This window comes from Bacillus sp. FCW2, assembly GCF_021228595.1.
In the GTDB taxonomy this organism is placed as follows: domain Bacteria; phylum Bacillota; class Bacilli; order Bacillales; family Bacillaceae; genus Bacillus; species Bacillus velezensis.
In genome coordinates this window covers 2783050-2795389 of sequence record NZ_CP089436.1, presented here as the reverse complement: position 1 = coordinate 2795389, position 12340 = coordinate 2783050, and the positions used below count along the sequence as shown (strand labels likewise).

Below are 12340 nucleotides of genomic sequence, written 5' to 3'. Positions count from 1 at the left end.
CAGAGCCGCAAAAAAGATAAAAAAATGACATTCAATATGAATGTCATTTTTTTATTAAATACCGAAATAAAGAGCCGCACTGGCTAACAGATTAATCACAAAAATAAACAAAAAGATGTAACGAATGAATTTATTTTGCACCGGAGCAAATATAAAGAGATATAGTCCTGCCACCCCAAAAGTAAGAACAGGAAACAGCCACTCAAAGGATAAAGAAATGATATAACCGATAATCATAACAATCGGCACACCGATTAATGATAATTTACTTCTCATATGATTTCTGCCCCTTTTACTTAAAAATTGGTGTGATGTAAGCTTCAATAATGGCAGCGGCGATCAGCAGACAAATAATTATGAGCACCAATATTCCAATATGCCTGAATATTGAAGCCATTATCTTTTTTTCCTTAGAAAAACACAGCCTGATGACCAATTCAACGCCCTTAAAACCAATGGCGCCACTTAATAATAACGCGGGAACTTCAAATATACCATGAGGAATTAGCAGTAAAAAAATCTGATAAAAAGGAACCCCGCTATGCACATTTTCTATAATAGAGCCGCTTAAAATAAACCCGTTGGTGAATAAATAAAAGATTGAGGTCAACCCAAAGGTAAAAAAACCCGCGGCTAAAAACAGACAAGCGATTGCATTGTTTTTCAGCAGTTCAACCGCGCCTGACGAGCCGTTGTAAGACGCTGTTGAAACAAAGTGATCGGAAAAAAACGCAGCGATCACACCGCCTGAAAAAAACAGCAATGACGCGGTTAACGGAATGGCGGACGTTCTGATTGCCGGCAACATGCGGTTCATCATGTATAGATACTCTCAGCCAATTCTTCAATCTCTTCTAATGAATGCTCGGATGACTGATACTCCGCCGCAAAAACGCCCTCATGTATAATACCGATCGTATCGCACAGCGAATGCGCCAGCTCCAGCAGGTGAGTTGATAACAGGACCGTATTTCCCTGCTTGACGTACTCCTTTAATAACGTCCGTATCGTTTTACCGCTGATTAAATCAATGCCCGTCAGCGGCTCGTCAAGAATTAATATCTTTGGCTGATGAATGAGCGCGGCCGCAATTGATAATTTTTGTTTCATTCCGTGTGAATATGTTTTAATCAGCTGATTTCCGTCTTGAGCAAGCTTCAGCGTCTCTAACATATTCTTTATATATTCATTTGTCCGCTGAGACGGCACTTGAAACATCTCCGCTGTAAAACGCAAGTATTCGACTCCCGTTAAGTAATCATATAAAAAAGCATGGTCGGGCACAAAACCGATATCAGCCGATATTTGCCCCCCCTCTTCTGAATCCAGTTCCTTGCCGTCAATCATGACGCGGCCTGAAGTCGGTTTAAGCAGGCCCGAAATGATTTTCAAAGTCGTTGTTTTCCCGACTCCATTAGTCCCCAGCAAAGCATAAATTGAGCCTTTTTTCACCTCAAACGAAATATCTTTCAACACCTGTTTTTCACTATAGTTTTTTTGTATATTCACTAATTTAATCATTGTTCGCAAACCTTTCCGCCATATTGATTCTGCGAAGAAACAGAAACATGACTCCATAGTTTAATAGTGTGAACAGGACAAAAATACCTGATGCAGAATGAATAAGCATCGTTTCAAGTTCCGGCTTTTTATAGATAAAATACGATGTGATCGCAGCGATTTGAAGCGACACAATGAAAATGAAAGAACTGTATAAGTTGTTATACGTCTTTGCTTTCCCCGCTTCTCCAATTTCGTACAGATGCTCCCAGTTTTTCTTAGGATACAGGGCGGTGCTTGAAATCTGGACAAGACTGTATAAAAAACCCGAACATAAAAACACAATAAACAAGTAGATCGTCAGCGCCGCAGAAGACGGAAAAAACACCGTAATCAAAATGGTGATGATGAACGAATAGATAAGAGCGGCGAGATTATAAATACATACTTTCGGAAACACCAGCTGCCACGCATGTTTGATATTCCGGTGAAACAAATGCTGATTTTTTATTTCCCCGTCCACTGATAATACTGTTTTGAGCGCATCTCCGACGAGCTGATACGAAAAGTTCGCAATGATAACCGCCGCAGACACGATGGCGGCTGCCGAATACCCGATAAAGTGATGCGATAAAAGCGGAATACAAAAACCTAAAAACAGCATGAACAAATACAGCATACTGCCGAAATTCCTGATAAAAAACCCGTCAATTCTCGATAAGAACAGGAGGTCCTTTTGAAAAACGGCATGAAATATTTTGTTATTTCTATATAATTTCAGCTTTGGCGCAAAATCTGCGTTTGTCAAAAACATATAAGGAATAAGGTCCATTTTCTTCAGGGTGGCCGACCACAGTTTAAACATTCCCGCCGTTAAAAGGACGCCGGCCGCAAACACCGCAGCGAAAACGAGCACGGAATGTGAGCGGAATGCTAACCATACATACGGCGTATTCATGAGGATGTTCCGGAAAGCCGGTGACTCCGTAAAGCTAGAAATATCCTTTGCGGTATACTCCCCAAACACGAGAAGATAAACGGCATACCCGACTGCAAGCGGAACCAGCAGGCTGACGCTGAATAAAATGCCTTTCATGATTTTCAAGTAAAACAATTTGCTCCACATATTTGTAAGAAGATAAACAACATAAGAAAACAGCATAGATAAAAATAAATTGAGAAGAAAATAAACGAAGCCCAAGAAAAATACGATGATCGCCGCAGACCCGGTCATGCCTGCGCTTGATAAAAACAAAAAGACCGGAAAAACAAAAAGATACCATACGAAAATGGTTTTTTTGATCGCCTGGCCGGCAAAAACAGAAAACAGCTGTAAAAAACGAACCTTTTTTAATTGATGAATAACCTTGCGCGTATCCAGCAGAAAGGCATTGTGATGTTCTTTAAAGAAGCCGGCAGCCCAAAAAAGCTGCTCAAGTGAAACGGCGATTAAAACAAATTGCCCCCATGCGCTGAGGGGCAGCTGAATCAGTTTTGTCCCGAATACAACACCGCATCCCAGGAAAACGAGATATAAACATAACAGAGAAATAATAATGGCAGACAGCAGTTTGCTGTTGAGTTGAGGAATGCCCCAATCTTCCTTTCTTTTTCGAAACGATGACAGGGTATTATATTTGATAAGAGCCGCAATTTGTTTGACTATCATACTTTCAATCCTTACATATGTATTTGGGAGAGAGGCTCTTTTTGCAGCTTGTACAAAAAGAGCAATTATTTATTGATCGATTTTACCAAGCAGCTGCGTATTTTTTGCCGTATTTCTTAATCATTGTTTTTGCTGTTGCAACGATTGCATAAGAAATCGCGCCTGCGCCTGTAACGATACCGATAAGAGAAATGATAGAAGCAATTGTTGATGCCGCATCAATAATATCAATTGCTTTTTTAGCTGCTGCTGTAGAGATGCCGAGAGTAGAAGCTAATTCAGCATTGGCTGAGAATGCATGAGCCGCCGCCACGTTTAATTCAGTTCCCGTTAATAATAGTGCATAAACCAATGTTGCTGCAGCAAGAGCCGCGCCAAACAAAATGAAAGACTTTTTATTAGATTTTACTAAGTTCATCATAACATCTCCCTACTCTGTTTTTTTAATTTATAATAAAATTCAGCTTAATTGACTCTCTCCCGAGCTAAATTTTATCCGCCATAAAATAGTTTAAGAAAATAGTAAAGAGTTTTAGTAAAACAAAACATCCAGTCAAAATGATTCTCTTGCCTTTACTGAGATCGGTCAGTTTTCCTGCGGCAGCATAAAGAGCCGCGATTGATATGAGCAGAAATGGGTCCAGCAGCTGCAGACTCAAGCTGGTGCCGCCGGCAGAATATATAAGCGAGGAATCAGCCGTTAAGTAGTTAACAACTGAAAGAATCAACATTTTAAATGCCGAGATTAAAGAAGTCAGCGTATATAGAAGCAAATAATTTTTTTTCGGTTTCTTTGTGCCGAGAATAAAAGCGGTAACAAATAACAGAAATCCGCCTATCAGAATTTCCACAAAAGTTGTGAAGATCATAAATCCTTGCAGAAACATGACAATCGTACGAACACTTTTCTCCCCGATATCGTAGGTACTTTCTCCGACGGAAGAATAATACGACTGCAGAACTTTATCTGAAATACTGAATTGGAAGAGTAATGAACAGATCAAAATGATGAAAAAAGAACTTAAAAATATTTTTTTATTGCTCAATTGACCTATCATATTATCATCCTTTTCTTACAAAATAAATTAACTATTCTATACTTTTACAATTTAGTTTAATCCTATCAAAAAATCAATATCCTTTCGAAAAATATGACTTTAGGATGTGTTGACAATGAGCACATCTTTCAGAGTTTTCAGTTCTATATACCCTTTATTTTTTTTTGAATTTGCAAATAGTATGATTTAGACAATTGATTTGAAGTTTTAGGAAGAACCTGTCGAAAGAGACGAAGGATATAAAAAAGGAGGATATTGTCATGTATCCTCCGGATGTATGATCGCCAGCACCTGATGATCTTCCCATTTTCCATTTATTTTTACATTTTTTCTCGCAATGCCTTCTTTATGAAAGCCAGCTTTTTCGAGCACCCGGATTGACGCCTTATTGTGCGGCATGACTCCGGCTTCTATCCGATGCAGTTTCAGCTCATTGAATGCATAATCGACTGCCAGCTTAACAGCCTTCGTCGCATAGCCTTTCCCGTTATGTTTGCCATCTAAAAAATAACCGATAAAAGCGCTTTGGAGGGAACCCCGAACCACCTGAAAAAGGCTGATCGTGCCAATCAGGGTCTGATCTTGAAGAAAAATGCCGAAGCTGTATTCTGTGTCATTTTCCGCATTCTTCAGTGATTGTTCAATTCGTTTTTTCCGGCCTTCCAGCGTATAAAAATCCTCTTGTCTCGACATGGCAAACCGTTCAAAAAACATGCGGTTTTCCGTCTGCAAAACCAGTTCCTGCTCTGCATCATTCAGGCTGAGCGGCCTGATATCAATGCTGTTTCCTTCCTGCACATGCATCGCCGTCCTTTTGTTTTGGTTTTTTAATTGCCTCTCACCCATGTGATACGGTACGCTTTATCGCATCAAGAAAATTCCAAGACTTCACATTCACCTTTCGTGACCTATGTCTGATGTGAGTAACCGAAACGGAATCACAAGATTCTTTTGTTGACTTAAACCGTGCTTTAAGCCGTATCATCATATTGTGACAAGGAAAGAATAACTTTGGCGGTTTCCCGATCATCCAAAAAATATATTGATTGGATTGCAGCTGCAGGATAGAAGCGGGAGCTGAAATGTTATCTAAGAAGTATGAAACAATCGGAAAAGAGGAGTTAATATGAAACTGACGGGAAATACAATACTGATTACAGGCGGAAATGCCGGAATAGGATTGGCTTTCGCAGAACGGTTTTTAAAAGCGGGAAATAAAGTCATTGTGACCGGACGGCGTGAGCACGCTCTTCAAAAAGCAAAGGAAACATTCCCGGATCTTATTACATATGTCAGTGATTTGAGCATTCCATCTGAACGTATATCACTGTTTGATTGGGTGAAAGAAAATTATCCGGAAGTGAATGTGTTAGTAAACAACGCGGGGATTCAACAACGTTTTCATGTGCTGAAAGCGGATGCGAAGGACAATTGGGACTATTTCAATAAAGAAATCACAACGAACATTGAAGCTCCCTTCCACCTGTCTATGCTGTTCGCTCCGTTTTTTGCCGGAAAAGAAGATGCGGCTGTCATTAACGTCTCTTCGGGATTGGCTTTTACACCGCTTGCCATTGCACCGATCTATTCAGCAACGAAAGCGGCGCTTCATTCATTTACAATGAGTCTGAGACATCAGCTTTCTGATTCATCTGTAGAAGTGATTGAAGTTGCGCCTCCGGCGGTGAATACAGATTTAGGCGGAGCAGGGCTGCATACTCAAGGAGAACCGCTGGATGAATTCGCTGATGGGATTTTTAAAGGACTGAAAGAGGGCAAACTAGAAATCGGATATGGTTCTTCAGCGGAACGGCTGCGCATGTCACGGGATAAAGCCGATGAACATACGGCAAATATGTACAATGCAATGAAACATACAATTGAATAACATCTTTAAAAAAGCAAAACCCGCTTCTGTTGAGCGGGTTTTATTTTTATTAAACAGATAAACGCCTTTCTTAACAATAGTGCAAGCGCCACCGAAAAGAAAGACGTCATATTTTTTCATCCTAAGAATGGCGGGTTGACCTTAGCACTCTTCCGGCGTACCGGCGTTTTTGGCCGTGCGGAAAGATGAACCGCAGCCGCAGGAAGCGATGGCGTTTACTTCAGTTACGATAAATGATCTACCTGCACTCGGGCTGCTTTTTATTTCGCGGTTTGTTCCTGAATAACGTTTTTTATTAATCGTAGATCATTCGCTGAATCATACGCTCTACTATTCGCTTCATCTAAGATTCGGATAATAATTGCTAGCCCGAAAAGGATGGCGCCGGATACTACACCGGCCAAGACGCTAAAGAATACGGAAAACTGCATACTGTTCGCTAATGCTTTGTCCGTTTTATATTGCGCTTGCGCGACAGAATTATCGTATAGCTCCTCGCTTACCTTCTTACTCGTTTTTGCATCTTCTGCTACGTCCCTATCATATATTACGAAACCCGCAATAATCCCCGCTATTACACAAATAACGCTCAAATACATGAGCACTTTAACAGTAATCTTCTCCAAAATTCCACACCTCCCCTATTTATAGTAAAATTATACCGGACACCTACCATTTTCCACAACACCTGTTCGTTATGTAACACGGACACCTACGTATTCATGCGCAAGTGCCCGTAAAGCTCTTCGTTATCATGTTTACATTACATATACCATTTGCAACATTCTTATATTTCTTCTATGTATCAACCACACTGCGTTAATTGGATATAATTTACAATATTAGAAAACGTGCGATTTTTTTATTAATCACTTCACGCAGTTCTCCCGACCTTTTTTCGCTCAAAATAATTTCTATTGCTTCACTGAGTAACAACTTTCTCTTGAAAACGCCCGCAACTCTCCCCCGTTTTTGGTTTATACTCATAATAAAAACGCCTTTCTTAACAATGGTGCAAGCGCCATCGAAAAGAAAGACGTCATATTTTTTCATCCTAAGAATGGCGGGTTGACCCTTAGCACTCTTCCGGCGTACCGGCGTTTTTGGCCGTGCGGAAAGATGAACCGCAGCCGCAGGAAGCGATGGCATTCGGGTTGTCAATGGTGAAACCGCCGCCCATCATGGACTGTTTGAAGTCAATGATCGTGCCGGTCATAATATCGAGGCTTTCGCTGTCGACCAAGACGGTGATTCCGTGCTGTTCAAACATGCTGTCTTTTTCGCCTTTTTCATGCTCAAATCCCATTCCGTAAGACAGGCCGCTGCAGCCGCCGCCTTTTACGCCCACACGAAGGAACGCGTTTTCTTCTTCATGCTCTTTCATCATATCTTTTATATGCAAAGCCGCTGCTTCAGTGATGGTTACTGGAACACTCATAGGTAGACCTCCTTTTTTAAAAACAATGCTGATATCTATTATAAACCTTGAGGAGAGTATTTCTCAAACGAGCTGTTTACAAATAAAAGACGCCGCTGCATACGGTTTCGGCGGGTCCCGTCATCAGCACGTGCCCGTTGTCCTGCCAATTAATCACAAGGTCGCCTCCCGCTAAATGAACGGTGATATCCCGGTTTCGTTCGGAAACACCGTTCAATACGGATGCGACAGCCGCCGCACAGGCGCCTGTTCCGCAAGCCTGTGTAATGCCGGAGCCGCGTTCCCATACGCGGAAATGAAGTTCATCGGCGCTGACGGTTTCCACAAATTCGACATTGACGCCTTCCGGAAATCTCGGGTCTTTTTCAATGACGGGACCGAGCGTTGTAAGAGGCGCTTGATTGATATCCGCAACCGGAAAAACAATATGGGGGTTTCCCATTGATACGGCTGTTCCGGAAAGCTCCGTTTCTCCAAAAACAAAGGTTTCATCGATCGTCCGTTCATCTTCATTGCCGAGCATCGGCAGCTCTTTTTTGGTGAGGCGCGGTTCGCCCATATCGACGGCGACTTCACGCACAATCCCGTTGTCCTCTGTAATGTCTGCTTTCACAAGACCTGAAAGCGTCTCAATGAAAAAGGACGTTTCTTCTGTCAGCTTATGTTCGTATGCGTACTTTGCCACACAGCGAAGGCCGTTGCCGCAATTTTTCCCTTCTGAGCCGTCATTATTAAAAATCCGCATTTTGACGGGCGCTTTTTCTGATGGACAGATGAGGATCATTCCGTCAGAGCCGATGCCCGTGTGAATGCTGGACACTTTAACGGCAATCTCAGCCAGCCGTTCTTCCGGCAGCTGTTCTTCAAATTGATTTACATATATATAACTGTTTCCAAGACCGTGCATCTTGGTAAAACGGAATGAATTCATATCGGCCTCCAACTTTTTTTCTTTTACTTAGTATAAAAGCTCTTCTGCTCGGACACAATACAAATATCCCCCGTTTTTCATACATAAAAGCTCCCTGCATATGCAGGGAGCTTTTATCGTTTACTACATAAACATGCCGGCAATCGCCGCGCTGAGAAGGTTTGCGAGTGTTCCCGCAATAACCGCTCTTAATCCGAGGCGCGCAATGTCCGAACGGCGGCTTGGGGCCAATCCGCCCAGTGTGCCGAGCATAATCGCAATCGAAGAGAAATTGGCAAATCCGCACAGCGCAAAGCTGATAATCGTAGACGTTTTTTTAGAAAAGTCCGCAATATGCGGACCGAAGTTTGAATAAGCGACAAACTCATTCAGCACAAGTTTCTGTCCGATATAGCTTCCCGCTCCGAGCGCTTCATGCCAAGGAACGCCGATTACAAATGCGATCGGTGAAAACACGTAACCGAGAATGGATTCTAATGTAATATGTTTGAAACCGAACCAGCCGCCGATTCCGCCGAGAATTCCGTTCACTACGGCGATGAGCGCGACAAACGCAAGCAGCATGGCGCCGACATTTAGAGCAATCTGAAGGCCCGTTGACGCGCCTTTTGCCGCTGCATCAATCACATTAGCGGCGCCTTCGCCTTCTTCGTCCATATTAAAATCGCCTTTTATCGTCTGCGTTTTTTCCGTTTCAGGTATTAAAATTTTTCCGAACACGAGACCGGCGGGAGCCGCCATAAAGCTGGCCGCCAGCAGGTATTCAATCGGAATGCCTAACAGGGCGTAACCGAAAAGCGTCGAACCCGCTACAGCCGAAAGGCCGCTCGTCATAATCGTAAACAGCTCGGAACGGGTCAATCCCGCAATCAGCGGTTTAATGGCAAGCGGTGATTCAGACTGTCCGACAAAAATATTCGCAGCCGCCGCAAGCGATTCCGTTCTGCTTGTCCCAAGAAGTTTTGACAGTCCGCCTCCGATGACGCGAAAGATGAGCTGCATGATTTTCAAGTGATACAAAACGGCAATCAGCGCTGAGAAAAAGATAATGACCGGCAGAACGCTCAGCGCAAAAGCCGGGCTGCTGCCCACTTTTAACAGCGGGCCAAAAATAAAGCTGATGCCTTCGTTCGCATAATCAATGAGAAGCTGCACACGGCTTGAGAACCATAAAAATACGGCCCGGCCGGCGTCCCACTTTAATACGATGAATCCGAAGGCCATTTGTAAACATAAACCGACAATAACGGTTCGCAGGTTAATTTTGCTTTTCTTCTCTGATAACAAAAAAGCAATGGCTAATATAGCAACTGCCCCGAGCAGCCCCCAAACGATATTCAATGAATCCACCTCTAAAATTTTATTTAAAAAAAGTCTTTATTAAGATAACAATATTTATTTTTGCTGTCTACAAATTTTTTATTTTGCCAAAACCCGGGGCGCAATAAAAAAGAGACCCCGTTCGGAGCCTCTGATTAAAACATCGGATTTTCTTCTATGAATGTATATATGTTGTCAACCAATTCAGCAGGCGTGCCCCCCGTGACCACTTCGCCGTTAACCAGGGCGAACAGGGACTCCATGCATTTCCCGCAATAGCTTAAACAGCCATATTCAAGCACGTCCAAGTTCGGATCCTTCTCTAAGATCTCAAGTGCTTCCTGGGAACCGCGCGCTAAATTGCTGACACAGAATTCAATCATCGGATTCATGCGGTTTCACCTCACATATGTACCTTATCCTAACGGAATTTCCTCTATTCGTCAAAGATCCGGTTTCACGCTCAATGTTATCGTAACATATTAATTCAGGTTAAAGGTTTTACTATTACGTGTTTTCTGGTCAATTTGTAGGTTATTTTAAAACTATTATTGTGGTTTTAGATCAAATTCGATATAATTCTAGATGTTATTTTACATAGTTCGTTATTTTGTAACAACATTGACTACCATATTTTTCGGGCAAAAGGGGAATCATTATGAAAAAATTGGTCTTGATCGGCGGGGGTTACGGAAACATGCGGGTGCTGCACCGCTTACTGCCGAACCAGCTTCCGTCAGATATATCCATCACGCTGATTGACAGAAACCCGTATCACTGCTTAAAAACAGAATATTATGCGCTCGCCGCCGGCACGATTTCTGATCATCATATCAGGGTGTCTTTTCCTGAGCATCCGAATCTGGATGTTCAATACGGTGAGGTGGCTTCCGTCGACACGAAAAACAAACAGGTTCTGTTTCATGACCGCGAACCGATTTCTTACGATGACGCGGTGATCGGACTGGGCTGCGAGGATAAGTATCATAACGTGCCCGGCGCGCCGGAACATACTTACAGCATTCAGACCATTGATCAGTCACGCGAAGCCTATCAAAAGCTGAACAACCTCGGCGCCAATGCATCTGTCGCTATCGTCGGAGCGGGATTAAGCGGCGTGGAGCTTGCCAGTGAATTAAGAGAGAGCCGTGACGATCTGAAGATTATGTTATTTGACCGGGGCGACCTGATTTTATCAAGCTTTCCGAAAAGACTCAGCAAGTACGTTCAGAAATGGTTTGAAGAACACGGCGTCACCATTATCAATAATGCGAATATTACAAAAGTGGAAGACGGCATCGTTTATAATCATGATGAAGGAATACCGGCCGATGCCATCGTGTGGACGGCGGGAATTCAGCCGAATAAAGCCGTCAGAGAACTGGACGCTGAAAAAGACCCGCAAGGCCGCATCGTTTTAACACCGCATCACAACCTTCCGGGCGATGAGCATGTTTACGTCGTCGGTGATTGCGCGAGCCTGCCGCATGCGCCGAGCGCCCAGCTGGCTGAAGCACAAGCGGAACAAATTGTGCAGATCCTCCTGAAACGCTGGAACAATGAAGAGCTGCCGGAAACAATGCCGCAATTTAAGCTGAAAGGCGTTCTCGGTTCACTCGGAAAAAAAGCGGGCTTCGGTCTTGTCAACGACCGTCCGCTCATTGGGCGTGTGCCCCGTTTATTAAAATCAGGCCTTTTATGGATGTACAAGCATCATAACGGCTGATAAGAAAAAAGCCGCTGATTGCGATCAGCGGCCATTTTTAAGAGCCCGCCACATAGCCGCGCTTTTCCATTTCTTCATATATATCTTTTAAATGCGGATTCCCTTCCCCCACAATGACATCCTCCACCAGCACGAGCGGATAGAAAAATTCATCGTTTCTGATGCGCTCCGCAAGCTCTTCTGTCTCCTTTTGCTGAGGCGGTGCGTCAATATCAATATACCGCATGTTAAAAGGCTGCTCCGGGTATTTCCGTTTCAGCGCCGCCTCCAGCCACTCAAACGTATCTTTGGCGCTCGGCATATTCACGCAGCTTGCGCAAAGCGTTTCAGCGCCGTAAACACTGAGCGTAACCGGCTTTGTCATGTATATCATCCCCTTTACACCAGTATACAAAGGACGGGACAGCTTTTGTATAAAAAACGGTTTTTATGTTCAAGTTTAAATATGCTATAATGGGGAAAGCAGCTTTGCAAACCAAACATTAGATTTTTACCGTTACTGTGAATATAATGGTTTTATGTATATGAAAGGAGCGAATCTCATGACTGAGGTTGAAATGAAAGAGCAAGTACAGGAAGTATTGGATAAATTACGTCCGTTTCTGCTTCGTGACGGCGGTGACTGTGAGCTTGTTGATGTAGACGAAGGCATTGTAAAGCTTCGCCTCCTTGGCGCATGCGGCAGCTGCCCAAGTTCAACGATTACGCTGAAAGCCGGAATCGAACGCGCCCTTCTTGAAGAAGTACCGGGTGTCGTTGAAGTAGAACAAGTATTTTAATCATAAAACCAGGCTGCATGACAGCCTGGTT

16 protein-coding genes and 1 pseudogene are annotated in these 12340 nt (G+C 43.2%); 3 read left to right on the top strand and 14 right to left on the bottom strand.

Features of this window, described 5'->3' with window-relative positions:
* Nucleotides 1–54: 54 nt before the first annotated feature.
* From K3G25_RS14130 to K3G25_RS14100, 7 genes are all read right to left on the bottom strand, one after another.
* A complete protein-coding gene (locus K3G25_RS14130) occupies nt 55–276 on the bottom strand; it encodes a DUF5970 family protein (protein WP_003151978.1) in 222 nt (73 codons plus the stop codon).
* 16 nt (nt 277–292) lie between these two features.
* Nucleotides 293–820 (bottom strand): stage II sporulation protein M, encoded by a 528-nt coding sequence (locus tag K3G25_RS14125; protein WP_232489357.1) that lies wholly within the window; start codon nt 818–820, stop codon nt 293–295.
* The gene (locus K3G25_RS14120) at nt 817–1521 is read right to left on the bottom strand and encodes an ABC transporter ATP-binding protein (RefSeq protein WP_172869827.1); all 705 of its coding nucleotides are present in this window, start codon (nt 1519–1521) and stop codon (nt 817–819) included. The genes K3G25_RS14125 and K3G25_RS14120 overlap by 4 nt, the downstream gene beginning before the upstream one ends.
* Nucleotides 1514–3169, bottom strand: coding sequence for a hypothetical protein (locus tag K3G25_RS14115; protein WP_014418787.1), 1656 nt, complete (start codon nt 3167–3169; stop codon nt 1514–1516). The genes K3G25_RS14120 and K3G25_RS14115 overlap by 8 nt, the downstream gene beginning before the upstream one ends.
* A gap of 82 nt (nt 3170–3251) precedes the next feature.
* On the bottom strand, nt 3252–3587 hold the full coding sequence (locus K3G25_RS14110; RefSeq protein ID WP_003151973.1) for an uberolysin/carnocyclin family circular bacteriocin: 336 nt from the start codon (nt 3585–3587) through the stop codon (nt 3252–3254).
* Between the two features lie 67 nt (nt 3588–3654).
* Nucleotides 3655–4227: a hypothetical protein gene (locus tag K3G25_RS14105; protein ID WP_115941011.1), complete on the bottom strand. Its 573-nt coding sequence runs from the start codon at nt 4225–4227 to the stop codon at nt 3655–3657.
* Nucleotides 4228–4485: 258 nt separating this feature from the next.
* Nucleotides 4486–5031 (bottom strand): GNAT family N-acetyltransferase, encoded by a 546-nt coding sequence (locus tag K3G25_RS14100; RefSeq protein ID WP_404977507.1) that lies wholly within the window; start codon nt 5029–5031, stop codon nt 4486–4488.
* Between the two features lie 322 nt (nt 5032–5353).
* Here K3G25_RS14100 and K3G25_RS14095 point away from each other — a divergent pair, with 322 nt between their 5' ends.
* Nucleotides 5354–6115, top strand: coding sequence for an SDR family oxidoreductase (locus tag K3G25_RS14095; RefSeq protein ID WP_015387769.1), 762 nt, complete (start codon nt 5354–5356; stop codon nt 6113–6115).
* 141 nt (nt 6116–6256) lie between these two features.
* Here K3G25_RS14095 and K3G25_RS20885 read toward each other — a convergent pair.
* The 6 genes and pseudogenes from K3G25_RS20885 to K3G25_RS14065 form a co-directional block, all read right to left on the bottom strand.
* Nucleotides 6257–6397: pseudogene (locus tag K3G25_RS20885) on the bottom strand (iron-sulfur cluster assembly accessory protein); the annotation flags it as partial.
* Complete coding sequence (locus K3G25_RS14085; RefSeq protein WP_232489356.1) at nt 6376–6741, bottom strand: hypothetical protein; 366 nt, start codon at nt 6739–6741, stop codon at nt 6376–6378. The gene K3G25_RS14085 and the pseudogene K3G25_RS20885, both read right to left, overlap by 22 nt.
* Before the next feature lie 449 nt (nt 6742–7190).
* The gene (locus K3G25_RS14080; RefSeq protein ID WP_003151967.1) at nt 7191–7553 is read right to left on the bottom strand and encodes a HesB/IscA family protein; all 363 of its coding nucleotides are present in this window, start codon (nt 7551–7553) and stop codon (nt 7191–7193) included.
* A gap of 76 nt (nt 7554–7629) precedes the next feature.
* On the bottom strand, nt 7630–8484 hold the full coding sequence (dapF, locus tag K3G25_RS14075; RefSeq protein ID WP_014418790.1) for a diaminopimelate epimerase: 855 nt from the start codon (nt 8482–8484) through the stop codon (nt 7630–7632).
* A 123-nt stretch (nt 8485–8607) separates the two neighbouring features.
* A complete protein-coding gene (locus tag K3G25_RS14070) occupies nt 8608–9825 on the bottom strand; it encodes a NupC/NupG family nucleoside CNT transporter (RefSeq protein ID WP_053574118.1) in 1218 nt (405 codons plus the stop codon).
* Between the two features lie 134 nt (nt 9826–9959).
* The gene (locus K3G25_RS14065) at nt 9960–10196 is read right to left on the bottom strand and encodes a YuzB family protein (protein WP_007408721.1); all 237 of its coding nucleotides are present in this window, start codon (nt 10194–10196) and stop codon (nt 9960–9962) included.
* 266 nt (nt 10197–10462) lie between these two features.
* On the opposite strand from K3G25_RS14065, the gene K3G25_RS14060 reads away from it, so the two are divergent.
* A complete protein-coding gene (locus K3G25_RS14060; RefSeq protein WP_007613539.1) occupies nt 10463–11530 on the top strand; it encodes an NAD(P)/FAD-dependent oxidoreductase in 1068 nt (355 codons plus the stop codon).
* 37 nt (nt 11531–11567) lie between these two features.
* On the opposite strand, the gene K3G25_RS14055 is transcribed toward K3G25_RS14060, so the two are convergent.
* Nucleotides 11568–11894: a YuzD family protein gene (locus tag K3G25_RS14055; RefSeq protein WP_017419453.1), complete on the bottom strand. Its 327-nt coding sequence runs from the start codon at nt 11892–11894 to the stop codon at nt 11568–11570.
* A gap of 79 nt (nt 11895–11973) precedes the next feature.
* Here K3G25_RS14055 and K3G25_RS14050 point away from each other — a divergent pair, with 79 nt between their 5' ends.
* On the top strand, nt 11974–12309 hold the full coding sequence (locus K3G25_RS14050) for a NifU family protein (RefSeq protein ID WP_169510385.1): 336 nt from the start codon (nt 11974–11976) through the stop codon (nt 12307–12309).
* Nucleotides 12310–12340: the final 31 nt, after the last annotated feature.